This window comes from Luteipulveratus flavus (assembly GCF_029439465.1).
GTDB classification, from domain to species: domain Bacteria; phylum Actinomycetota; class Actinomycetes; order Actinomycetales; family Dermatophilaceae; genus Luteipulveratus; species Luteipulveratus flavus.
The window spans coordinates 109299-131881 of sequence record NZ_JAROAV010000043.1; the positions used below are offsets into that span (position 1 = coordinate 109299).

Consider the following 22583-nt stretch of genomic DNA (forward strand, 5'->3'; position numbering starts at 1 on the left):
GGTCTACTTTCGGGGTATGCGCGCACTCACCGTGACTCCGCAGAAGAAGAACTCCCTCGACGTCGCTGACATGCCCGATCCGGCCGAGCAGGACGGCGACGTCCTGGTCCAGGCGCTCGCTCTCGGGGTCTGCGGCACCGACCACGAGATCGTCGAGGGCCTCTACGGCGACGCGCCAGAGGGGTCGGACCGTCTGATCCTGGGCCACGAGTCCCTGGGCACCGTGGTCGAGGCACCGAAGGGCAGCGACTTCGCCGCGGGCGACCTGATCGTCGGCGTCGTCCGGATGCCCGACCCGGAGCCCTGCGGCGCGTGCGCCCACGGGGAGTGGGACATGTGCCGCAACGGGAAGTACACCGAGCACGGCATCAAGGAGATCCACGGCTTCGGCAGCGAGCAGTGGCGGGTGCATGCCCAGCACGCCACCAAGCTGGACCCCGGCCTGCGCGAGGTCGGCGTGCTGCTGGAGCCGACCACGGTCGTCGCCAAGGCCTGGGAGCAGGTCGACCGGATCGGCGACCGCGGCTGGTTCGAGCCGAAGTCCGTGCTGGTCACCGGCGCCGGCCCGATCGGTCTGCTCGGCGCGCTCATCGGCGCCCAGCGCGGGCTTGACGTGCACGTCCTCGACCAGACGAAGACCGGGCTCAAGCCGAAGCTGGTCCGCGAGCTCGGCGGGACGTACCACACGACAGCGGCCGACGCGGTGATGAAGAAGGTCAAGCCCGACGTGATCATCGAGGCGACGGGCGCCGTACCCGTCATCCAGGCGGTCCTGGCCGACAACGTCCCCTACGGCATCGTCGTCCTGACCGGTATCTCCAACCCGGAGAAGGTGTCCTTCGACCTGGGTGCGGTGAACCGCGACCTGGTGCTCGACAACGGAGCGGTGGTCGGGTCGGTCAACGCCAACATGCGCCACTACGAGGCCGGCGCGAAGGTTCTCGCGGAGGCCGACAACGACTGGCTGGAGCGGCTGATCACCCGGCGGGTGCCGCTGGAGAAGTTCGCCGACGCCTTCGAGCGGCAGGACGGCGACGTCAAAGTCGTGCTGACCTTCACCTGACCGGCGGAGCCGGGTCCCGGCGGGGGCTGTCGGCACGCCGGGACACAATGGTGGGTGTGCGTGCCCGGGCCAGCATCCTCCACCTGGACCTGGATGCCTTCTTCGCCGCCGTCGAGCAGCGGGACAAGCCCTCCCTGCGCGGCCGGCCCGTCATCGTCGGCGGCATCGGGACGCGCGGTGTCGTCTCGACGGCGTCGTACGAGGCCAGGGCGTTCGGCGCACGCTCGGCGATGCCGACCTCGGAGGCGCGGCGTCGCTGCCCGCCCGGCACCGCGTTCCTCCACCCCCGGTTCCAGGCGTACCGCGCCTCCTCGCGGGTGGTGATGGATCTGCTGCACGACCTGTCGCCCGTCGTGGAGCAGGTCTCGGTCGACGAGGCGTACGTCGACCTCGCGGCTCCCGGTACCCACGACCTGAGCGTCGCCGGGGTCCGCGCGCTGGTCGCCGACCTGATCGACCGGATCGCCTCCGCGACAGGGGGACTCACGGCGTCCGCCGGGGTCGCGAGCTCGAAGATGCTGGCCAAGATCGGCTCGGACCTGGAGAAGCCGCACGGCCTGGTGGTGGTCGAGCCCGGCCGCGAGCTGCAGGTCATCGAGCCGCTGTCGGTGCGGGTGCTGGGCGGAGTGGGTCCGGCGACGGCCGAGCGGCTGAAGTCGTTCGGGGTCATCACGGTCGCTGACCTGCAGCGCATGACGCTGCCGGACCTGGTGAGCATCTTCGGTGAGTCCCACGGGCACGGCCTGCACCGGCTCGCCCGCGCGCAGGACGACCGCGAGGTCGAGGTGGAGCGGGAGACCAAGAGCATCTCGGCCGAGGAGACCTTCGACGTCGACGTCCCCGACCGTGCGCGCCTGGACTCCGAGCTCGCGGCGATGGTGACGCGCGTCGGCGGTCGGCTCGGGCAGAGCGCCTCGTTCGCGCGGACGGTGACCATCAAGGTGCGTCACCACGACTTCACGACCCACACCCGTTCGGCGACGTTGACCCACGCGACGGGGGAGCAGGCGGTCGTCCTGGACACCGCGCGCCGGCTGCTGGCGGAGGTCGACGTCAGCGACGGCCTGCGCCTGCTGGGCGTCGGCGTCTCGGGGTTCACCAGCCACGCTCAGGACCAGCTGGCCTTCGACGAGGTCGACGAGCCGGACGTCCCGGCCACCCCGGAACCGAGCGCGTCACGCGAGCCTGCCCCGGAGAGCCGTCCCAGCGCGCCGTCGTGGCGGACCGGCCACGACGTCCGCCACGACGAGCTGGGCGCCGGATGGGTCTGGGGCGCCGGACGCGGGCGCGTCAGCGTGCGCTTCGAGGGTCCCCGGACCGGGCCCGGCGCCGTACGGACGTTCGCCTCGGACGACCCCGCCCTGCACCCGGCGGACCCGCCCGACTGGCGCGAGCGCCCGGACGTCAGCGGGTGAGGACGATCTTGCCGGCGGTCCGCCCGTCCAGCATCGCGCGGAACGCCGTGTGCGCGTCCTCCATCGCGACCTCCTGACCGACGCGCGGGTGCAGGTCGGCGACCTCGCAGAGCCGCAGCAGGTCCTGCAGCTCGTCACGGGTGCCCATGGTCGAGCCGATCACCCGCATCTGCTGGAAGAAGATCCTGGTCAGCTCGGCGGACTCCGGCTCGCCGCTGGTCGCGCCGCAGGTCACCAGCACGCCGCCGGGCTTCAAGGACTTCACGGAGTGGGACCACGTCGCCCGGCCCACGGAGTCGAAGACGCCGTCCACCTTCTCCGGCAGGCGGGCGCCGCTCTCGAACACGTCGTGGGCGCCGAGCCCGGTCGCGACGGCGCGTTTCTCGTCGGTGCTGCCCGCGACCCAGACGCGCAGCCCAGCCGCCCGGCCGAGGACGGTGAGCGCCGTCGCGACCCCACCGGACGCGCCCTGGACGAGCATGGTCTGCCCGGCGCGCAGCCCGGACCTGGAGAAGATCATCCGGTACGCGGTCAGCCAGGCGGTCCCGAGGCAGGCGGCCTCGGCGAGGCTCAGCGACGCCGGCTTCGGCAGGACGTTGCGCTCCGGCACGACGACGCGCTCGGCGAAGGTGCCCTGGTACCCCTCGGTGAAGAGGCTGCGCCGCGGGTCGAGCGTCTCGTCGCCGACCCAGCCCGGCGAGGTGAGGACGGGGTAGACGATGACCTCGGTGCCGTCGTCAAGGGTGCCCGCGGCGTCCATGCCGAGGGTCATCGGGAACTGCTCGGGCTTGATGCCCACACCGCGCAGCGTCCACAGGTCGTGCATGTTGAGGCTGGCCGCCCGTACGGTGACGGCCACGTGGCCCTCGCGGACCTCGGGCTCTGGTCGGTCACCGACCCGGAGGGCGTCCAGGGGTGCCTCGAGAGACGGGTGGTCGGCGTACACAGCGAGCATGAGTCCTCGTTCCCGGTGGGTCTGCGGTCCACGGCAGTCTCGCAAAGCCGCCCTCGCGGCGGTGGGTCTGGCATGAACCGCATCCGGCTGCGGTGCGCTGGGCCTACTCTGCTTCCGACGCACGTGAATTCGGGGAGGTGGCCGTGCGCAGTCGACGACGCACGCAATGGGGTGCTGCGGCACTGGGTCTGACGGTCCTGCTGGGCGGCTGCAACTCGTCCGGCTCGCGGGGCGGGCCGGCCGGCTGGGGTACGACCCTGCCACCCGCCACGAGCACGCCGGAGCCGCCACCGACCTCCGAGGCGCCACCACTGTGGAGCGCCACCGGTTCGGACACCAGCACCGACGACACCACGGGTCCGACGTCGTCCACCTCGACCCGGTCGTCGTCCTCGAGCACGACACGGGCGAGCAAGGCGGACCGGGCGGGCACCAAGGGGCTGGAGGCCGACCTGCGCAACGCGCTCGTCGAGGCCCGCCAGGCGGCGCCGTCCAGCGTCCGGCTGCACGTCACCTCCGGGTACCGTCCCGCCTCCGTGCAGGAGCGGCTGTGGCGGGACGCGGTGAAGCGGTACGGCTCGCGGGCCGAGGCGCGCAAGTGGGTGCTGCCGCCAGAGGACTCCTCCCACGTGCAGCGCAAGGCGGTCGACATCGGGCCGCGCTCTGGTGCGCACTGGCTGGAGGTCCACGGCGCCGAGTGGGGCCTGTGCCGTGCCTACCGCAACGAGTGGTGGCACTTCGAGCACATCGGCCGCAACGGCACCTGCCCGCCCATGGCCGCCTCGGCGGCCGCGGCGACGGCCGACTGAGGTCGGCGTCAGTACACCGTCACGGGGGTGCCGATCGGCAGGCCCCAGGTGTCCCACAGCCAGTTCATGGCGGAATTGCTGACCCGGACGCAGCCGTGCGAGGCGGGGAAGGGCGGGATCGAGCCGGACCCGTGGACCGCGATCCCGCCGTGGAAGTACTTCGGCCGCCACATCGAGCCGAGCTCGAGCGTCGACTCGTGGTTCTTGTCGTCCTCCAGGTAGACCCGGAACGAGCCGCGCGGCGTGCGTGCGCGGTACTCGGTCTCCGTCCCGGTCTTCTTGTCCGTGACGGTGAACGTCTCGCCGTTGCCGGACGAGGCGTTGATGACCGCCCGGACCCTGCCTCCTTCGACGGCGAGCAGCAGCTGGCGGTCCAGGTCGATCTCGACGGCCTCGCCGGCACCGGTGCGCGAGCGGGGAACGACGCCCTGGTCGAGCGCTGCGCGGGTGGCGGTGTCGACGCGTCCGTTCCGGCCGATGCCGGATGCCTTCTGCAGTGCGTAGACCGCCTGCTTCGTCGAGCTGCCGTACGTGCCGTCCGGCGCGAGCGCCCAGTAGCCGAGGTCGCGCAGCCGCTGCTGGACGGCGAGGACGTCGGGCCCGCTGTCGCCCACTCGTAGGACGGCGTCGCGACCGGGTTCGGGAGCGGGTGCCGGCTGCTCGGCCCGCGAGCCGGGGGAGGGCGGCGCCGTCGTGGTGGTCGGTGCGGGCGGCGTCGGTGTGCTCGGACCGGTGGACGGGGACTCCGACGGCGTGCCGGACGACTCGTCGGAGGTGCTCGACGAGGTCATCGGGCGCATCGGGACCGCCTCCGGCAGGCTCGGTGGCGCGACCGGAGTGCTGCTCGGCGGGGCGGAGGACGCGGGCGACCGCACCGCCTCGGGAGCGGACGGACTCGGCGTCGGGGTGGCCGGCCCGGGCGTCAGCGGGCCGTGGGACGTGCTCGTCGCCGGGGGCCGCGTGCTCGACGCGGCGGTGTCGGCGGACTGGTTCCCGCATCCGGCCATCGTGCCGACGGTCAGGGGCACGACGAGGGCAGCGAGCAGGCGGGCGTGGTGCCGTGACGGTTGATGACGCATGGCATTCCTCCCGGCCTGCGGTCCATCGCTCGACGTCGCGCCGTCTCGTGGCGTTCCGCCGTGAACAGACGGCGAATGTACCCCGAGACGGTGACCGTGGTGGGGGTTCGGGCTTTCTCGGCGCGTCGGGACAGCACAAGACCCCCGGTCCTGACAGGACCGGGGGTCTGGGTCGTACGAGCAGGTCGACCCTGCCGTACCAGTGTGTCCGAGGGGGGACTTGAACCCCCACCCTCTATACGAGGACTAGCACCTCAAGCTAGCGCGTCTGCCAATTCCGCCACCCGGACGAGGTGGTGCGAGAGGCGGTCCGGAGGACCCCTCTGCGACCGCAGACACTAGCACGCACAGGGGCCAATCCTGGAATCGGCGCAGGGTGCCGAGAGGGCCGACGCGTCAGTCGGCGACCTTCACGACCAGCTTGCCGAAGTTGCGCCCCTGGAGCAGTCCCTGGAACGCCTCGACGGTGTGGTCCAGCCCCTCGACGACGTCCTCGCGGTACTGCACCTGTCCGTCGGCCAGCCACCCGGACATGTCGCGCACGAAGTCCTCGGTCTGGGTCGGGGCGAACTCGGTCTGGATGAACCCGCGCACGGTCAGGCTCTTGCGCAGGATCGTGGCCATCAGGACTCCGGAGCGGTCCGGTCCCTCGGGCAGCGACGTCGCGTTGTAGCCGGCGACGAGGCCGCACACGGGGACCCGCGCGTAGGTGTTCAGGCGGCGCAGCACCGCGTCCCAGACCTGCCCGCCGACGTTCTCGAAGTAGACGTCGATGCCGTCCGGGGTCGCGGCGGCCAGCTGCTCGGCGAAGTCCGGCGCGCGGTGGTCGATGGCCGCGTCGAACCCGAGCTCCTTCAGGTGGGCGACCTTCTCGGGTCCGCCGGCGATGCCGACGGCGCGAGCGCCCTTGATGCGGGCGATCTGGCCGACCGCGGACCCGACGGGACCGGTCGCGGCGGCGACCACGACGGTCTCGCCCGGCTTCGGCTGCCCGATGGTGAGCAGGCCGGAGTACGCGGTGAAGCCGGGCATGCCGAGCACGCCGAGGGCCGTCGTGAGGGGAGCGCCCTGCGGGTCGAGCCGGCGCAGGTGCTTCACCTTCTCCACCGAGTGCGTCTGCCATCCGCCGTAGCCGAGTACGACGTCGCCGGGGCTCAGCGCGTCGTCGGTCGACTGCACTACCCGGGACACGGTGGCCCCCACCATCGTCGCGTCGATCTCGACCGGCGCGGCGTACGACGGAGCGTCGCTCATCCGGCCGCGCATGTAGGGGTCCAGCGACAGGTAGAGCGTCTCGAGGAGGGCCTCGCCGGCGGCGGGCTCGGGCAGGTCGACGGTCTCGGTACGGAAGTTCTCCTGGGTCGGCTCGCCGTGCGGCCGGGACGCCAGGACGATGCGGGTGGTCTGCGCCATGAGTTCTCCTCGGGTCGATGTGGTCGGTCCTGGGCGGCAACCGTTCGCCGGACGCCCGGATTCCGACCGGGCGGGGTGGGCTCGGCCACGTCCGCGGCACGTGTCGGTGGCACACGACACACTGAGCGGGTGCTGCTGTCCGATGTCGTCGCGGCCTCCGCCCGCGTCTCCGCCACCCGTTCACGCACCGCCAAGACCGAGATCGTCGCCGGGATCCTGCGCGACGCGGCGCCGCAGGAGGTGGCGCTGGTGACGGCGTACCTCGCCGGCGTGCTCCCGCAGCGGCGGGTGGGCGTCGGCTGGCGCACCCTGGGGTCCCTGCCCGACCCTGCGGCCGAGCCGACGCTGTCGGTCGGTGCGGTCGACGACCTGCTGCAGCGGCTGGCCGACACCTCCGGCTCGGGCTCGACGGCCACGCGGGCCGGCCTCGTACGCGAGCTGTTCGGCGCCGCGACGGCCGACGAGCAGGCCTTTCTGCGTGGCCTCCTCAGCGGTGAGCTCCGTCAGGGCGCGCAGGACGGTGTCATGCAGGCCGCGATCGCGCAGGCCGCCGACGTACCGCCGACCCTGGTGCGGCGGGCGGTCATGCTCGCCGGGTTCAGCGCCCCGGTGGCGCAGGCCGCTCTGACCGGCGGCGCCGAGGCTCTCGAGGCGGTCGGGCTGGAGGTCGGTCGGCCGCTGCGCCCGATGCTCGCGGGCTCCGAGCCCACCGTCGAGGAGGCCATGGCCACCGTCGGCTCCGGTGGGCCGGTGGCCCTGGAGTGCAAGCTCGACGGCATCCGCGTGCAGGTGCACAAGTCCGGCGAGGAGATCCGTCTCTTCACCCGAAGCCTGGAGGAGGTCACCGAGCGGCTGCCCGAGGTCGTCGAGGTCGTGCGCACGCTCCCGGCCGACCGTCTCGTGCTGGACGGCGAGGTCATCGCCCTGAAGGAGGACGGCTCGCCGCATCCCTTCCAGGTGACCGGGGCCCGCACCGCCAGCAGCAAGGACCCCGCCGAGCTGCGCCGGACGACGCCGGTGACGCTGTGGGTGTTCGACGTGCTGCACCGCGACGGTGCCGACCTGATCGACGCCCCCGGCTCGCAGCGGGTCGCCGCGCTGCGGGAGGTCGTGCCGGAGCCCAACCTCGTGCCGCGGCTGGAGACGGCCGACGCGCAGGAGGCGCAGCGGTTCTTCGCCGAGTGGGTCGGCCGCGGCCACGAGGGCGTCGTGGTCAAGAGCCTGTCGGCGCCGTACGCCGCCGGTCGCCGCGGTGCCGGCTGGGTGAAGGTCAAGCCGCGCCACACGCTCGACCTCGTCGTGCTCGCCGTCGAGTGGGGGAGCGGACGGCGGACCGGCCTGCTGTCGAACATCCACCTCGGCGCGCGCGACCCGGAGACCGGCGGCTTCGTGATGCTCGGCAAGACGTTCAAGGGCATGACCGACGAGATCCTCGCCTGGCAGACCGAGCGCTTCCAAGAGATCGCGGTCGACCGGGGCGACTGGGTGGTGACGGTACGGCCGGAGCAGGTCGTGGAGATCGCGTTCGACGGCGTCCAGCGCTCCACCCGCTACCCGGCGGGCATGGCGCTGCGGTTCGCGCGCGTCCTGCGCTACCGCGACGACAAGACCGCGGAGGAGGCCGACACCGTCGACGAGGTCCGCCGGATCGCGGGGTGGTGAGCGGACGATCGTGCGCCGAGCCGCCGTGGCAAGGTGGTCGCATGGCCGACGCACTGCAGACGGACACCCCGACGACGCCCGAGGAGGAGGTCGTCCGGATCTGCCAGGAGCTCATCCGGATCGACACCAGCAACTACGGCGACGAGGACGGCCCCGGGGAGCGCAAGGCCGCCGAGTACGTCATGACCGAGCTCACCGAGGTCGGCCTGGAGCCGCAGCTGCTGGAGAGCGAGCCCGGCCGGGCCAGCGTCGTCGTCCGGATCGAGGGGCAGGACTCCGGCCGCGGCGCCCTCGCCGTGCACGGTCACCTCGACGTGGTGCCCGCTCGGGCCGAGGACTGGCAGGTCGACCCGTTCGGCGGGGAGATCAGGGACGACTGCGTCTGGGGTCGCGGCGCGATCGACATGAAGGACATGGACGCCATGATCCTGTCGGTCGTCAAGGACCTCGCCCGGACCGGCACCAAGCCGCCGCGCGACCTGGTGGTCGCCTTCATCGCCGACGAGGAGGCCGGCGGCGCCAAGGGCAGCCACTGGCTGGTCGACCACCACGCCGACCTGTTCGAGGGCGTCACCGAGGCGATCAGCGAGGTCGGCGGGTACAGCGTCACCTTCCCGGACAAGAGCGGCGAGCAGCAGCGTGCGTACCTGCTGCAGACCGCCGAGAAGGGCATCGCCTGGCTGCGCCTCACCGCTCGCGGGCGGGCCGGTCACGGGTCGGTGCCCAACGACGAGAACGCCGTGGTCCGCCTGGCCGGGGCGATCGCCCGGATCGACGCCCACCAGTGGCCCCGGGAGTTCATCGGGTCGGTACGTCAGCTGCTCGACGGCCTCTCGGACCTGACCGGGGTGTCGTACGCCGACGACGACGTCACCGCGCTGCTGCAGAACCTGGGCGGGGCGAGGGGCTTCGTCGAGGGCACGCTGCGCGACACCTCCAACTTCACGATGCTCGACAGCGGGTACAAGCACAACGTCATCCCGCAGACCGCGAGCGCGTCCCTGGACTGCCGCTTCCTCCCTGGCCACGAGGAGGAGCTGATGAGCACCATCCGCGAGCTCGCCGGCGAGCACGTCGAGGTCTCCGTGGTGCACCGGGACATCGCCCTGGACGCGCCGTTCGAGGGTGCCCTGGTGGACAAGATGAAGGGCGCCCTGCTGGCCGAGGACCCCGGCGCGGCGGTGCTGCCGTACTGCCTGTCCGGCGGTACCGACAACAAGGCGCTCAAACGGCTCGGTGTCACGGGGTACGGTTTCGCGCCGCTGCGGCTGCCGGCGGACCTGGACTTCGCGCCGATGTTCCACGGCGTCGACGAGCGGGTCCCGCTGGACTCGCTGAGGTTCGGCGCGCGCGTGCTGAACCGCTTCCTGACCGACTGCTGATCCGCGCGCGAGCGGGCCGGATCAGGCGGTCCGCTGGACCCGGATGATCTTCCGGCGGAGCCACACCCGCCGCTTGCCACCGATGTACAGGCGGGTCCGGGCGAGCTCCCAGTGGCCGTACTCGGCGTGGTCGGTCAGCTCCTGACGGACCTCCGCCCGCGTGGCGGCACGCGGGAAGGTCAGGACGCGGTACTCGTACTGGATCATCGCTGCCCATTCTGCGACACATTCGCTACCGTCGGCGTCATGACCGATGACCCGCGTGCCGCACTGTCCGCCCTGGTGACTGCCCTCGAGCGCCACCTGGAGGCCGCTGCTGCGCGACGCGGGGAGAACGACCCGACCGTGGTCGCCGCGTACCGGGACGTCGCGGACGCGTTCGAGACCTACGACGACTCCCTGATGGACACCTACGGCGAGGTGACGCCGCTGGAGATCTACGCCGGCGACGACGAGTTCGAGGACGACGAGGACGAGAGCAGCGACGACGAGGACGACTACGACCTCGACGAGGACGATGACGACGACGGGGCGTACGGCGGTCTGGACGACGAGGACTACGACACCGACGACGAGCCGGCCACGACCCGCTGAGCGGTTCGGCTCAGCAGTCCCGGCCGGTCAGGACGAGACCTCGTCCAGCGCGGACGTGACCTGGTCGGGGACACCGAGGTCCGCGGCCCCCAGCGCTGAGCGCAGCTGAGGCAGGGTGCGAGCCCCGATCACGGCCGCGCTCACGGCCGGGCGTGAGGTCAGCCACGCGAGCGAGACCTCCGCGGGGCTGACACCGAGCCCTTCCGCCGCGGTGCAGACCGCCTCGATGACGGCGCGGGCGTGACCGTCCAGGTACGGCTCCAGCAGCGCGGGCCGCTGGGCGGCGCGGGAGTCCGCCGGCACGCTGCGCCGGTACTTCCCGGTGAGCGCTCCCCGGGCCAGCGGCGACCACGCGAGCAGCCCGACCCCGAGCGCGACGGCGGCCGGGACGGTCTCCTGCTCGGCCTCACGGCGCAGCAGGCTGTACTCGATCTCGTTGGCCACCAACGGAACTCGGCACTGCTCCAGTAGTGAGAGTGCGCGGGTCATCTGCCAGCCCTGGTAGTTGGAGACCCCGACGTAGCGCGCCCGGCCGGTGGTGACCGCCCACTCCAGCGCGGACAGCGTCTCCTCGAGCGCGGGCTCGTCGCTCCAGGTGTGCACCAGCCACAGGTCGACGTACTCCGTGCCCATGCGGCGCAGGGACAGGTCCAGCTGGTGCATCAGCGCGCCACGGGAGGTGTCGACGACGCGCGACCCCGAGGTGCGCGAGATGCCCGCCTTGGTGATGATCGTCAGCTCCTCGCGCGGGACGACGTCGTCGAGCAGGCTGCCGACGATCTCCTCGGTCTCGCCCAGGCCGTACCCGTGCGCGGTGTCCACCGTCGCGCCCCCGGCCGCGACGTACGTCTCCAGCTGCTCGCGCGCACCCTCCGGATCGATGTCGCCACCCCATCCGAGGGTGCCGAGGGTCAGGGCCGAGACGCGCAGGCCGGAGCGGCCGAGGGGCGACAGACGCATGGGCGGCAACCTATCGACTCCGAGCGCCCCTGGAAACGCACGGGATAGCGTCAGGTCATGCGACTCGGACTGACGGTGGGCTACTGGGGATCGGCGAAGGACTCACACACGGACGCCCAGATGGCACTGGTGCAGGACGCCGAGCGCGTCGGGTACTCCGTCGCCTGGGTCGCCGAGGCGTACGGCTCGGACGCACCGACGATCCTCGCGTGGCTCGGCGCGCAGACCTCCGGCATCGATCTCGGCAGCGGGATCATGCAGATCCCTGCCCGCACGCCGGCGATGACGGCGATGACCGCGAGCACCCTCGACACGCTGACGAACGGCCGGTTCCGGCTGGGGCTGGGCGTCTCCGGCCCGCAGGTCAGCGAGGGCTGGCACGGTGTGCGGTTCGGCGACCCGCTCGGTCGGACCCGGGAGTACGTCGAGATCGTCGAGCGAGCGCTGCGCCGGGAGCGGCTGGAGTACGACGGGGAGCACTTCACCCTCCCGTTGCCGGACGGCCCCGGCAAGGCGCTGCACCTGACGACGCGGCCCGTCCGGGACCGGATCCCGTTGTACCTCGCGGCCGTCGGGCCGAAGAACCTGCGCCTCACCGGCGAGCTCGCCGACGGCTGGCTGCCGGTGTTCTACATCCCGGAGCAGTCGGCGGACCTGCACGAGGCGGTCCGCGCCGGGCGTGAGTCCGCCGGTCGGGGGAGCGACCTGACCGGGTTCGACATCGCCCCGAGCGTCCCCGTCAGCATGGGTGAGGACCTGGACGCCGCGTACGACCGCGTCCGTCCGTACGCCGCGCTGTACGTCGGCGGGATGGGCTCGGCGAAGCAGAACTTCTACAACCGCATCGCCGTTCGGGCCGGGTTCGAGGAGGAGGCGGCGCGGGTCCAGCAGCTGTACCTGGGCCGCAAGCCCCGGGAGGCCGCGGCCGCCCTGTCGCGGGACTTCCTGGACCACACCGCGCTGATCGGTCCACGCGAGCGGATCGCGGATCGCCTGCACCGGTACGCCGAGGCCGGGGTCACGACGCTCGGGGTGGCGCCGTACGCGGACTCGGCGGACGAGCGCACGACGGTGGTCCGGACGATGGCCGAGCTGGTGGAGCAGGAGGGTCTGGGCTAGAGCCAGCCCGACCGCTTGAACGCCCGGTACAGCGTCACGCAGGCGAGCACGATGACGGCCAGCACCACGAAGTAGCCGTAGTAGACCTCGTGGTTGCCGACGTGGACGGACGCCTCGAGCTCGGGCATGTAGTGGAAGTTCATGCCGTAGATGCCGGCGATCATGGTGGGCAGCGCGGCGATCGCGACCCACGCCGAGATCTTGCGCATGTCGTTGTTCTGCTGCACCGAGACCTGCGCGAGGTGGGCGTTCAGGACATCGGTGAGCAGCCGGTCGTAGGACTCGACGTGGTCGACCACGCGCAGCAGGTGGTCGTTGATGTCGCGAAAGAACGGCACCGCCTCGGTGGGCAGCCACTCGCCGCGCAGCAGCTTGGTCAGCGGCTCGACGAGCGGCTGCGCGGCGCGGCGCGTCTCCAGGACCTCGCGCTTGAGGGAGTAGATCGTCTGGACGTTGGTCGCGCGGTCGGCCGAGAAGACGTCGCGCTCGATCTGGTCCAGGTCGTCGGTGAGCTCGTCGTCGATGCGCACGTAGTTGTCGACGACAGCGTCCATGACCGAGTACAGCACCGCCACCGGCCCGTGCTCCATCAGCTGGGGTGCGTGCTCCAGGGCGGCCCGGACGGGTGCGAGCGGCGTCGGCTCGCCGCGGCGGACGGTCAGCGCGAAGCGCTCCCCGATGAAGAGCATCACCTCACCGGTCTCCACGTCGGAGGTCGCCTCGATGTAGCTGAGGGTCTTCATCGCCACGAAGACGTTGCCGCCCTCGTACCGCTCGATCTTCGGGCGCTGGTTGCCGGTCACGGCGTCCTCGACGGCCAGCGGGTGCAACCCGAGCTCGTCCTTGACCAGGTCGAACTCCTCGGCCGTGGGGTCCTTCAGGCCGATCCAGAGGAACCCGGTGCTGTCGGCGCGCAACTCGTCGAGCTCGTCGCTCAGGTCGCCGCAGGGAAGTCGCTTGCCGTCCCGGTACACGGCCTGGTCCACGATCACGGCCCTATGTCACCACGCGCCCCTGCCGTGTGCACGGACACCCCGGTTCGTGGCCGCGGCCGGGGCCTACAGTGGCCGCGTGGCCACAGTCCTGCTCCTGCGTCATGGACGAACCGCCGCCAACTCCTCCGGGGTCCTGGCCGGCTGGACCGAGGGCGTCGGGCTCGACGACACCGGCCGTGTCCAGGCGGCCGCCGTCGGCGAGCGCCTGCGCGACCTGCCGATCGTCCGCGTCGTGACCAGCCCGCTGCAGCGGTGCCAGGAGACGGCCGCGGCCGTGGTCGGCGACCGCTCGGTCCCCACCACGACGGACGTCGACCTGGGGGAGTGCCGGTACGGCGCGTGGACCGGTCGCAGCATCGGCGAGCTGGCCAAGGACCCCTTGTGGCGCGTCGTGCAGGAGCAGCCGTCGGCCGTGACGTTCCCGGAGTCGCCGGACTTCGCCCACGAGTCGATGGCTCAGATGCAGGCCCGGGCCGTGCGGGCGGTACGGCGGATCGACGCCGAGGTCGAGGCGGAGCACGGGACGCGCGCGGTGTGGCTGGCCATCTCGCACGGCGACGTCATCAAGGCGGTGCTGGCCGATGCGCTCGGGACGCACCTGGACCTCTTCCAGCGCATCTCGGTCAGCCCGGCGTCGTTGTCGGGAATCCGCTACACGACCAGCCGCCCGTTCGTCGTCCGGATCAACGACAACAGCGCTTCCGTGGCCGATCTGGTGCCTCGCGAGGAGCAGGCGGCCAGCGGCGACGCGACTCCCGGTGGCGAGACCGGGGCCGACGAGCGCGTCGACACGCCCGCGTGACGCGACCGGGCGGTGCCGTGCCGTCCCAGCGCGGCCGACCGGATTAGGCTCGGACCATGCCCGTGATCGAGTACGACAGGCCGGACCGGTTCATCGCCGGGACGGTCGGACCCCCCGGCCAGCGCACCTTCTTCCTGCAGGTCTCCCAGGGCCGCCGCGTCACGTCGGTGTCGCTGGAGAAGCAGCAGGTCGAGGTTCTCGCCGAACGGGTCAACGAGCTGCTCGACGAGGTGGGTGTGGCGGCCGACGCGGCACCCGCACCCGAGGACAACGCGCCGCTGAGCACCCCGATCGACGACGAGTTCCGGGTCGGCACCTTGAGCCTGGCGTGGGAGTCGGACCGGTCCGCGGTCGTCATCGAGTGCCACGACGGCCAGGTCCAGCTGGAGCCGTCCGACGACGGGGACGAGCTGGTCGAGGTCACCGAGCCGGACGCCTCGGTGCTGCGCGTGGTGGTCGGCGCCGCCGACGCGCGCGAGTTCGCCCGGCGCAGCCTGGCCGCGGTCGCGCAGGGCCGCCCGCCGTGCCCGTTCTGCGGGGGACCGCTGGACGCGGAGGGTCACATCTGCCCGCGCGCGAACGGCTACCGACGCTGAGCATGCACCGCAACGGTCGTGGACGAGGCGAGGCCGCCGTGCCGGACGCCGCGGGCCTGGACGTCGAGCAGGTGCTCGAGGCGGGTGAGATCGAGGTCGAAGGGCGGCTCGTCGAGGCGTCCAACCTGGCCCTGCGGGTCTGGCTGACCCAGGGCGACCAGCGTCTGCCCGCCGTCTACAAGCCGATCAGCGGCGAGCGCGACCTGTGGGACTTCCCGGACGGCACGCTGGCGGGCCGGGAGCGGGCGACGTACCTCGTGGCGCGGGCCGGTGGCTGGACGCACATCCCGGAGACCGTGCTGCGCGACGGCCCCCTCGGCAGCGGCTCGGTGCAGCGCTGGGTCGGCCCCTTGGAGCCGACCGACCCGATCTCGCTGGTGCGCCTGGACCCGGTGCGTGAGCTGGAGTCCTCGTTCCTGCCGGTCGTCGCCCTCGAGCTCGCCGACGACGGGCCCGTCGCGCTGTGCCACGCCGACGACCCGCGGCTGGCGTCCCTCGCGGTGCTGGACGCCGTCCTGAACAACGCCGATCGCAAGGGCAGCCACCTCATCGAGGACGGCGACCACCTGTGGGCGATCGACCACGGCCTGACCTTCCACCCGCACGCCAAGCTCCGCACCATCCTGTGGGGCTGGGCCGGCGACCCGTTCCCGGCGGACGACCTGCAACGCCTCGCCCGGCTCGACGCGGCGCTGGCGGAGCCGGACCTGATCGCCGCCCTCGCGGCCCTGCTCACACCGGTCGAGGTGACCGCGCTGCGCAACCGCGTCTCCCGGCTGGCCGAGGAGGGTGTCTTCCCCGAGCCGCCACAGGACCGCACGCCGCTCCCGTGGCCACTGTGGTGACGCCGTAGGCTGGCCCGTTGTGAAGTCATGGTCCTCTCCCGCCCTGCCCGACCTTCCCGGCGAGAGCGGGCCACTGCACCTGTTCGACACCGCGTCCGACGCCCTGCGTGAGGTCCGCCCCGAGGGGCCGGCGCGGATGTACGTCTGCGGCATCACCCCGTACGACGCGACGCACCTCGGCCATGCGGCGACGTACGTGACGTTCGACCTGGCGAACCGCGCGCTGCGAGCGGCGGGACACGCGGTCGCGTACGTGCAGAACACCACCGACGTCGACGACCCGCTGCTGGAGCGGGCGGCGCGCGACGGCGTGGACTGGCGTGAGCTCGCCGCCTCGGAGATCCGGCTCTTCCACGAGGACATGACCGCGCTGCGGGTCCTCGCGCCGGACCACTACGTCGGCGTGGTCGAGACGATGCCGCAGCACGTCGCCACCGTGACGGCGCTGGTGGACTCCGGAGCCGCGTACCCGCTGGAGGTCGACGCGGCCGAGGCCGCGACCGACGGGGTGCGCGACATCTACCTGGACCTTTCGAAGCAGCCCTCGTTCGGCGAGGTCTCGCACTGGTCGCGCGAGCAGATGATGTCCGTCTTCGCCGAGCGCGGCGGCGACCCGGACCGCTCCGGCAAGCGCGACCCGCTGGACCCGCTGCTGTGGCGCGGTGCCCGGAAGGGTGAACCCTCCTGGGAGGGCGGCGAGATCGGCGACGGCCGCCCCGGTTGGCACATCGAGTGCACCACCATCGCGCTGAACCTGCTCCACGACGGCTTCGACATCCAGGGCGGCGGGACGGACCTGATCTTCCCGCACCACGAGATGAGCGCCGTGCAGGCCGCTGCACTCACCGGGCGCACGCCGTTCGCGCAGCTGTACGCCCACCAGGGCATGGTCGGCTACGACGGCGAGAAGATGAGCAAGTCCAAGGGCAACCTGGTCCGGGTGTCCGACCTGCGCCGGGACGGCGTGGACCCGATGGCGATCCGCCTGGTGCTGCTCGCCCAGCACTTCCGCACCGACTGGGAGTACACCGACGCGCTGCTGAAGCAGGCGGCGGAACGGCTGGAGCGCTGGCGTGCCGTCGTCGCCTCCGGACGCGGTGCCGACGCGGCGCCGGTGGTGGCCGCCGTCCGTGCGCACCTCGCCGACGACCTGCACTCCGAGCGCGCGCTGGACGTGATCGACGACTGGGCCGCTCGCTCGCTCGACGCCCCGGAGAACGGCGCGGCCGTGGCCGAGGTCCGCGACGCGGTCGACACGCTGCTCGGCGTCCGCCTCTGACCCTGTGTCAGCCGGCCGCCGGCGCCGGTCAGTCCTCGTCCTCCTGGCGGCGGCGCAGGTAGCGCTCGAACTCCTTGGCGATGGCGTCACCGCTCGCCTCCGGGAGGTCGGTGGTGTCCTGCGCCTCCTCCAGGGAGTGGACGTACTCGGCGACTTCGTCGTCGGAGGAGGCGAGCTCGTCGACCCCGTGCTCCCAGGCGCGGGCCTGGTCCGGGAGGTCGGCGTGGCCGATCAGTGTGTCGAACAGCTCCTCGAGTCGGGTGAGCAGCGCCAGGGTGGCCTTCGGCGAGGGACTGCCGCCGGCGTAGTGCGGCACGGCCGCCCAGATCGACATCGACGCGATGCCCGCCCGGTCCGCCGAGTCGACGACGACACCGACGATGCCGGTAGGCCCCTCGTACAGGCTGGTCTCCAGGTCGTAGCGGTGCCGGGTCTCCTCGTGCTCGGAGGTCACCGTGACCGGGATCGGGCGGGTGTGCGGGACGTCCGCGAGCAGGCCGCCGAGCGTGATCAGCATGCTGACCTCGAGCTCCTCGGCGAGGGTGATGAGCTCGTCGGTGAAGGACGCCCACCGCATGGAGGGCTCGATGCCCTGGACGAGCACGACGTCGCGGTCCAGCGGGGTGTCGCGTGCCAGCAGGATGCGGGTGGTCGGCCAGCGCAACGTGCGCCGGCCGTCCTCGTTGGTCACCCGCGGGCGGTTGACCTGGAAGTCGTAGTACTCCTCGGGGTCCAGAGCCGCGATCGGCTCGGCGTCCCACATCCGCGCCAGGTGCGCGAGGGTCGAGGTCGCCGTCTCGCCGGCGTCGTTCCAGCCCTCGAACGCTGCGATCATGATGGGGTCACGCAGCTCTGGCAGGTCCTCGAGCTGGATCACGCAGCCTCCTGGGTGGGCACGGACGTCCGCCGCGGGCGACGGGCACCGGGGTGACCCGGCGTCGTACCACCCTAAGGACCCTGACCAGAGGGTGGAGCACGAGTCCTGGCGCGGGCTGCTCCTCGTTAGGATGGCCCGACGCCCGTTTCCCCAAGGTTTGAGCCGTTGGAGGCCCCGTGAGCAGCCGCTCCACCCAGCGTGGCGCTCGGTCCGCCGAGTCCACCGCCCGCTCGACCCAGGTCGACCCCGAGCACATCCGTCCTGACTGCACCGACGTCCTCACCGAGGCACTGCGCAGCAGGATCCTGGTCCTCGACAGCGCCATGGGGACGGTGATCCAGCAGCACCGGCTGGGCGAGGCCGACTACCGCGGTGAGCGGTTCGCCGACTGGGAGAGCGACCTCAAGGGCAACAACGACCTGCTGTCGCTGACGCAGCCGGCGCTGATCCGGGAGATCCACCGGGCCAACCTCGAGGCCGGCTCGGACCTCATCGGCACCAACACGTTCAACGCCCAGACCATCTCCATGGCCGACTACGGCATGCAGGATCTGGCGTACGAGCTGAACCTCGCCTCCGCCCAGCTGGCGCGCGCCGAGTGCGACGCGATGACCGAGCTCACCCCCGACCGTCCCCGGTACGTCGCCGGCTCACTCGGCCCGACCAACCGGACGGCGTCGATCTCCCCGGACGTCAACGACCCCGGCAAGCGCAACGTCACCTACGACGACCTGGTCAGCGCCTACCTCGAGCAGGCCAACGGGCTGGTCGACGGCGGCTCGGACCTGCTGGTCATCGAGACGATCTTCGACACCCTCAACGCCAAGGCGGCCATCTTCGCCTGCGAGACCCTCTTCGAGGAGCGCGGCCGCCGCTGGCCGGTCGTCATCTCCGGCACCATCACCGACGCGTCCGGCCGCACCCTGTCCGGCCAGGTCACCGAGGCGTTCTGGAACAGCGTCCGGCACGCCCGGCCGATCGCCGTCGGCCTCAACTGCGCGCTCGGTGCGACCGACATGCGTCCGTACGTCGCCGAGCTCGCGCGGGTGGCCGACTGCTTCGTGTCCTGCTACCCCAACGCCGGGCTGCCCAACGCCTTCGGCGAGTACGACGAGAGCGCGGAGGCGATGGCGGCTGTCGTGGAGGAGTTCGCGGCCGACGGTCTGGTCAACCTGCTGGGCGGCTGCTGCGGCACCACTCCCGAGCACATCGCGCTCATCGACAAGGCGGTCCAGGGGAAGGCGCCGCGGGTGCCGGCGACGGTCGGTGCGGCGCTGCGCCTGTCCGGCCTGGAGCCGGTCAACGTCGTCGAGGAGTCGCTGTTCGTCAACGTTGGCGAGCGCACCAACATCACGGGGTCGGCGCGCTTCCGCAAGCTGATCAAGGACGGCGACTACGGCACCGCGCTCACCGTGGCCCGTCAGCAGGTCGAGGCCGGCGCGCAGGTCATCGACATCAACATGGACGAGGGCATGATCGACGGTGTGGAGGCGATGGACCGCTTCTGCAAGCTGATCGCCTCCGAGCCCGACATCTGCCGGGTCCCGGTGATGATCGACTCCTCCAAGTGGGAGGTCATCGAGGCCGGCCTGAAGTGCGTCCAGGGCAAGTCGATCGTCAACTCCATCTCGATGAAGGAGGGCGTCGAGCCGTTCGTCGCGCACGCCCGCCTGTGCCGCAAGTACGGCGCCGCGGTCGTCGTGATGGCCTTCGACGAGGACGGCCAGGCGGACACGCTGCAGCGCCGGATCGAGATCTGCCAGCGGGCGTACGACGTGCTCACGACCGAGGTGGGCTTCCCGGCCGAGGACATCATCTTCGACCCGAACATCTTCGCCGTCGCGACAGGCATCGAGGAGCACGCGAACTACGGCGTCGACTTCATCGAGGGCGCCCGCTGGATCAAGCAGAACCTGCCGGGCGCGCTCGTCTCCGGCGGTGTCTCGAACGTCTCCTTCTCCTTCCGCGGCAACAACCCGGTGCGCGAGGCCATCCACGCGGTCTTCCTGTACCACGCGGTTCAGGCCGGCATGGACATGGGCATCGTCAACGCCGGTGCCCTGGTGGTCTACGACGAGATCGACGCCGAGCTGCGCGAGCGGATCGAGGACGTCGTCCTCAACCGGCGCCCCGACTCCACCGAGCGGCTGCTGGAGATCGCCGAGCGGTTCAACGCCACCGGCGAGGCCAAGGAGCAGGCGACCCAGGAGTGGCGTGAGCTGCCGGTGCGCGAGCGCATCACCCACTCGCTGGTGAAGGGCATCGACGAGCACATCGTCGCCGACACCGAGGAGCTCCGGTCCGAGCTGGCCGCCTCCGGGGGGCGCCCGCTGCAGGTCATCGAGGGTCCGCTGATGGACGGCATGGGCGTGGTCGGCGACCTGTTCGGCGCCGGCAAGATGTTCCTGCCGCAGGTGGTGAAGTCCGCCCGCGTGATGAAGAAGGCGGTCGCCCACCTCATCCCGTACATCGAGGCAGAGCGGAAGCCGGGCGACGCGCAGCACACCAACGGCAAGGTCGTGATGGCCACCGTCAAGGGCGACGTGCACGACATCGGCAAGAACATCGTCGGCGTCGTCCTGCAGTGCAACAACTACGACGTCGTCGACCTGGGCGTCATGGTCCCAGGTCAGAAGATCCTCGACGCCGCCAAGGCCGAGGGCGCCGACGTCATCGGCCTGTCGGGCCTGATCACCCCGTCCCTGGACGAGATGGTCTCCTTCGCCGAGGAGATGGAGCGGCAGGGCTTCGACATCCCGCTGCTGCTCGGTGGGGCGACCACGTCCAAGGCGCACACCGCCGTGAAGGTGGAGCCGAAGTACCACGGCCCGGTCATCTGGGTGAAGGACGCCTCGCGCTCGGTCCCGACCGTCGCCTCACTGCTGTCGGACGAGCGTCGCCCGGCGCTGCTGGAGCAGGTCGGCCAGGAGTACGACGCACTGCGCACCCGGCACGCGGCCAAGCGCAACGACCGTCCGCTGCTGAGCCTGGAGCAGGCGCGCGCCAACGCCACGCCGATCGACTGGTCGGCCTACCGGCCGCCGCGACCGCACCTGATCGCCGAGCAGGTGCGGGACATGCACGAGGGACCGCACCCCACGGACGCCTCGTACTCCCGCACGTTCCACGACTACTCGATCGCCGAGCTGCGCGAGTACATCGACTGGCAGCCGTTCTTCAACGCCTGGGAGATGAAGGGTCGCTTCCCCGACATCCTGAACAACCCGGCCACCGGTGAGGCAGCGCGCAAGCTGTACGACGACGCGCAGGTCATGCTCGACCGCCTGATCGAGGAGCGGTGGCTGAGCGCCAACGGCGTCATCGGCCTGTTCCCGGCGAACGCGGTCGGCGACGACATCGAGATCTACACCGACGAGACCCGCTCGCAGGTGCGCACGACGCTGCACCAGCTGCGCCAGCAGGGGCAGCACCGGGACGGCATCCCGAACCGCGCGCTCAGCGACTTCGTGGCGCCCAAGGACTCGGGGCTGAAGGACTACCTCGGCGCCTTCGCGGTGACCGCCGGGCTCGGGTCGCAGGAGCAGATCGCGAAGTTCAAGGACGACCTGGACGACTACAGCGCCATCCTGCTGGAGTCCCTGGCCGACCGGCTGGCCGAGGCGTTCGCCGAGCGGATGCACCAGCGCGTGCGTACGGAGTTCTGGTGCTTCGTGGGCGATGAGCACCTCAGCAACGAGGACCTCATCGCCGAGAAGTACACCGGCATCCGTCCGGCACCGGGCTACCCCGCCTGCCCGGACCACACCGAGAAGATGCTGCTGTGGGACCTGCTCGACGTGGAGGAGCGCACCGGCATGCGGCTCACCGAGAGCATGGCGATGTGGCCGGGCGCGTCGGTCAGCGGCTGGTACTTCTCCCACCCCCAGTCGCAGTACTTCGTCGTCGGTCGGCTCGACCGGGACCAGGTCGCCGAGTACGCCGAGCGCAAGGGCTGGACCCTCGCCGAGGCCGAGAAGTGGCTCTCGCCGAACCTCGGTTACGAGCCGGAGGACTGATGGCCCACCGCACCACCGCGCCCCCGGCCGTCGATCGCGCCGCGGGCGCCGGCGAGCGGCTGCCCGCGGCCGTGCTGTGGGACATGGACGGGACCCTGGTCGACACCGAGCCGTTCTGGATCGCCGAGGAGCACGACCTGGTCGAGTCCTACGGCGGCCGGTGGACCGACGAGCTCGCGCACGAGTGCGTGGGCAACCCCTTGCTGGTGTCGGCGCAGATCATCCGGGACAACTCGCCGGTCACGCTCGAGCCGCACGAGATCGTCGAGCGTCTCCTGGGCGGCGTGGTGCGCCGGATGCGCGAGCACGTGCCCTGGCGCCCAGGTGCCCAGGACCTGCTGAAGGCCCTCGCCGCGCAGGACGTCCCGTGCGCGCTGGTGACGATGTCGTACGCCTCGTTCGCCCAGGTGCTGATCGACGCGGTTCCGGGCGGCACCTTCGTCGAGGTCATCACCGGCGACTCGGTAACGCACGGCAAGCCGCACCCGGAGCCGTACCTCGCCGCGGCCGCCGCGCTCGGGGTGCAGCCCGCGGACTGTGTCGCGATCGAGGACTCGCCACCGGGCGTGCGCTCGGCGGTCGCGGCGGGAGTGCCGACCCTCGCCGTACCCCACGTGGTCGAGATCCCGGCCATGGAGGGTGCGGTGCAGATCGACACCCTCGCCGGGCTCACGCCGTCCGACCTGGTCCGTCTGTCGCTCGCGCGCTGACGGACCAGGCCG

The 22583-nt window shown here is 71.7% G+C and carries 21 protein-coding genes and 1 tRNA gene; 14 read left to right on the forward strand and 8 right to left on the reverse strand.

Annotated elements, in window-relative coordinates:
• Positions 1-16: 16 nt before the first annotated feature.
• Complete coding sequence (locus tag P4R38_RS16665) at positions 17-1063, forward strand: glucose 1-dehydrogenase (protein ID WP_277193143.1); 1047 nt, start codon at positions 17-19, stop codon at positions 1061-1063.
• Between the two features lie 47 nt (positions 1064-1110).
• The gene (locus tag P4R38_RS16670) at positions 1111-2478 is read left to right on the forward strand and encodes a DNA polymerase IV (RefSeq protein WP_409201280.1); all 1368 of its coding nucleotides are present in this window, start codon (positions 1111-1113) and stop codon (positions 2476-2478) included.
• Here the strand turns inward: P4R38_RS16670 and P4R38_RS16675 are convergent.
• Positions 2468-3433, reverse strand: a complete 966-nt coding sequence (locus P4R38_RS16675; protein ID WP_277193145.1) for a quinone oxidoreductase family protein — start codon at positions 3431-3433, stop codon at positions 2468-2470. The two genes, P4R38_RS16670 and P4R38_RS16675, sit on opposite strands and share 11 nt — an antisense overlap.
• Before the next feature lie 143 nt (positions 3434-3576).
• On the opposite strand from P4R38_RS16675, the gene P4R38_RS16680 reads away from it, so the two are divergent.
• Positions 3577-4242 (forward strand): M15 family metallopeptidase, encoded by a 666-nt coding sequence (locus tag P4R38_RS16680; protein ID WP_277193146.1) that lies wholly within the window; start codon positions 3577-3579, stop codon positions 4240-4242.
• 8 nt (positions 4243-4250) lie between these two features.
• Here P4R38_RS16680 and P4R38_RS16685 read toward each other — a convergent pair whose 3' ends face one another.
• Complete coding sequence (locus tag P4R38_RS16685; RefSeq protein WP_277193147.1) at positions 4251-5033, reverse strand: L,D-transpeptidase family protein; 783 nt, start codon at positions 5031-5033, stop codon at positions 4251-4253.
• Here P4R38_RS16685 and P4R38_RS16690 point away from each other — a divergent pair.
• Entirely contained in the window at positions 4996-5313 is a 318-nt protein-coding gene (locus P4R38_RS16690; protein WP_277193148.1) for a hypothetical protein, read from the forward strand. The genes P4R38_RS16685 and P4R38_RS16690 overlap by 38 nt on opposite strands.
• Before the next feature lie 213 nt (positions 5314-5526).
• Here the strand turns inward: P4R38_RS16690 and P4R38_RS16695 are convergent.
• Together P4R38_RS16695 and P4R38_RS16700 are read right to left on the reverse strand one after the other, a co-directional pair.
• Positions 5527-5611: transfer RNA gene (locus tag P4R38_RS16695), tRNA-Leu, on the reverse strand.
• Between the two features lie 106 nt (positions 5612-5717).
• Positions 5718-6734: an NADP-dependent oxidoreductase gene (locus P4R38_RS16700; RefSeq protein ID WP_277193149.1), complete on the reverse strand. Its 1017-nt coding sequence runs from the start codon at positions 6732-6734 to the stop codon at positions 5718-5720.
• Positions 6735-6863: 129 nt separating this feature from the next.
• On the opposite strand from P4R38_RS16700, the gene P4R38_RS16705 reads away from it, so the two are divergent.
• Positions 6864-8396, forward strand: coding sequence for an ATP-dependent DNA ligase (locus P4R38_RS16705; protein WP_277193150.1), 1533 nt, complete (start codon positions 6864-6866; stop codon positions 8394-8396).
• Between the two features lie 41 nt (positions 8397-8437).
• Entirely contained in the window at positions 8438-9778 is a 1341-nt protein-coding gene (locus P4R38_RS16710; protein ID WP_277193151.1) for a M20/M25/M40 family metallo-hydrolase, read from the forward strand.
• Positions 9779-9799: 21 nt separating this feature from the next.
• On the opposite strand, the gene P4R38_RS16715 is transcribed toward P4R38_RS16710, so the two are convergent.
• Complete coding sequence (locus tag P4R38_RS16715; RefSeq protein ID WP_277193152.1) at positions 9800-9985, reverse strand: DUF5703 family protein; 186 nt, start codon at positions 9983-9985, stop codon at positions 9800-9802.
• 39 nt (positions 9986-10024) lie between these two features.
• Here P4R38_RS16715 and P4R38_RS16720 point away from each other — a divergent pair, with 39 nt between their 5' ends.
• Positions 10025-10372, forward strand: a complete 348-nt coding sequence (locus P4R38_RS16720; protein WP_275239065.1) for a hypothetical protein — start codon at positions 10025-10027, stop codon at positions 10370-10372.
• A 27-nt stretch (positions 10373-10399) separates the two neighbouring features.
• Here P4R38_RS16720 and P4R38_RS16725 read toward each other — a convergent pair whose 3' ends face one another.
• The gene (locus tag P4R38_RS16725; protein ID WP_277193153.1) at positions 10400-11332 is read right to left on the reverse strand and encodes an aldo/keto reductase; all 933 of its coding nucleotides are present in this window, start codon (positions 11330-11332) and stop codon (positions 10400-10402) included.
• A gap of 57 nt (positions 11333-11389) precedes the next feature.
• Between P4R38_RS16725 and P4R38_RS16730 the strand changes: the two genes are divergently transcribed.
• Positions 11390-12451: an LLM class F420-dependent oxidoreductase gene (locus P4R38_RS16730; RefSeq protein ID WP_277193154.1), complete on the forward strand. Its 1062-nt coding sequence runs from the start codon at positions 11390-11392 to the stop codon at positions 12449-12451.
• Here P4R38_RS16730 and P4R38_RS16735 read toward each other — a convergent pair.
• On the reverse strand, positions 12448-13443 hold the full coding sequence (locus P4R38_RS16735; RefSeq protein ID WP_277193155.1) for a magnesium and cobalt transport protein CorA: 996 nt from the start codon (positions 13441-13443) through the stop codon (positions 12448-12450). The two genes, P4R38_RS16730 and P4R38_RS16735, sit on opposite strands and share 4 nt — an antisense overlap.
• 79 nt (positions 13444-13522) lie before the next feature.
• On the opposite strand from P4R38_RS16735, the gene P4R38_RS16740 reads away from it, so the two are divergent.
• Genes P4R38_RS16740 through mshC form a run of 4 tightly spaced genes read left to right on the forward strand, consistent with a single transcriptional unit; the run spans position 13523 to position 16968 of the window.
• Entirely contained in the window at positions 13523-14248 is a 726-nt protein-coding gene (locus P4R38_RS16740) for an MSMEG_4193 family putative phosphomutase (RefSeq protein ID WP_277193156.1), read from the forward strand.
• A gap of 56 nt (positions 14249-14304) precedes the next feature.
• Positions 14305-14844 carry a DUF3090 domain-containing protein gene (locus P4R38_RS16745; protein ID WP_275239070.1) on the forward strand — a complete coding sequence of 180 codons (540 nt, stop codon included), beginning with the start codon at positions 14305-14307 and terminating at the stop codon, positions 14842-14844.
• Between the two features lie 2 nt (positions 14845-14846).
• Positions 14847-15689, forward strand: coding sequence for an SCO1664 family protein (locus P4R38_RS16750; RefSeq protein ID WP_277193157.1), 843 nt, complete (start codon positions 14847-14849; stop codon positions 15687-15689).
• Between the two features lie 19 nt (positions 15690-15708).
• Positions 15709-16968, forward strand: coding sequence for a cysteine--1-D-myo-inosityl 2-amino-2-deoxy-alpha-D-glucopyranoside ligase (gene mshC / locus P4R38_RS16755; RefSeq protein ID WP_277193158.1), 1260 nt, complete (start codon positions 15709-15711; stop codon positions 16966-16968).
• Between the two features lie 28 nt (positions 16969-16996).
• On the opposite strand, the gene P4R38_RS16760 is transcribed toward mshC, so the two are convergent.
• Positions 16997-17845 (reverse strand): PAC2 family protein, encoded by an 849-nt coding sequence (locus P4R38_RS16760; protein ID WP_277193159.1) that lies wholly within the window; start codon positions 17843-17845, stop codon positions 16997-16999.
• 254 nt (positions 17846-18099) lie between these two features.
• On the opposite strand from P4R38_RS16760, the gene metH reads away from it, so the two are divergent.
• Positions 18100-21861, forward strand: coding sequence for a methionine synthase (gene metH / locus P4R38_RS16765; RefSeq protein ID WP_277193171.1), 3762 nt, complete (start codon positions 18100-18102; stop codon positions 21859-21861).
• Complete coding sequence (locus P4R38_RS16770; protein ID WP_277193160.1) at positions 21861-22571, forward strand: HAD family hydrolase; 711 nt, start codon at positions 21861-21863, stop codon at positions 22569-22571. The genes metH and P4R38_RS16770 overlap by 1 nt, the downstream gene beginning before the upstream one ends.
• The last annotated feature ends 12 nt before the right edge of the window (positions 22572-22583 follow it).